The 801-nt window shown below is 52.6% G+C and carries 1 rRNA gene; it reads left to right on the plus strand.

The window, feature by feature from the left end:
* Positions 1-161 precede the first annotated feature (161 nt).
* Positions 162-801 (plus strand): 23S ribosomal RNA (locus DPQ23_RS15200); the annotation flags it as partial.

An 801-nucleotide genomic window follows, 5' to 3' on the forward strand; every position in this document is an offset into this window, starting at 1 on the left:
GGTCGATAAGCCGAGTTCTGTCGCGGACAATCATTCCTCTAGGCTTGCATTCACACACAAGCTCAAGCAACCTACCCGAACTCTGGACGGGCCATCCATTGAGTTCCTATTTGGTCTTGCTACGAGTGGAGTTTACCGTGCCGTGGAATGTTGCCACCCACGCGGTGCGCTCTTACCGCACATGGATGCCCTGGCAGTCAGAGGCGATGAAGGACGTGCTAATCTGCGATAAGCGTCGGTAAGGTGATATGAACCGTTATAACCGGCGATTTCCGAATGGGGAAACCCAGTGTGTTTCGACACACTATCATTAACTGAATCCATAGGTTAATGAGGCGAACCGGGGGAACTGAAACATCTAAGTACCCCGAGGAAAAGAAATCAACCGAGATTCCCCCAGTAGCGGCGAGCGAACGGGGAGCAGCCCAGAGCCTGAATCAGTGTGTGTGTTAGTGGAAGCGTCTGGAAAGGCGCGCGATACAGGGTGACAGCCCCGTACACAAAAATGCACATGCTGTGAGCTCGATGAGTAGGGCGGGACACGTGGTATCCTGTCTGAATATGGGGGGACCATCCTCCAAGGCTAAATACTCCTGACTGACCGATAGTGAACCAGTACCGTGAGGGAAAGGCGAAAAGAACCCCGGCGAGGGGAGTGAAAAAGAACCTGAAACCGTGTACGTACAAGCAGTGGGAGCACGCTTAGGCGTGTGACTGCGTACCTTTTGTATAATGGGTCAGCGACTTATATTCTGTAGCAAGGTTAACCGAATAGGGGAGCCGAAGGGAAACCGAGTCTTA

Origin of the sequence: Paracoccus endophyticus (assembly GCF_003286075.1) — a bacterium.
In the GTDB taxonomy this organism is placed as follows: Bacteria; Pseudomonadota; Alphaproteobacteria; order Rhodobacterales; family Rhodobacteraceae; genus Paracoccus; species Paracoccus endophyticus.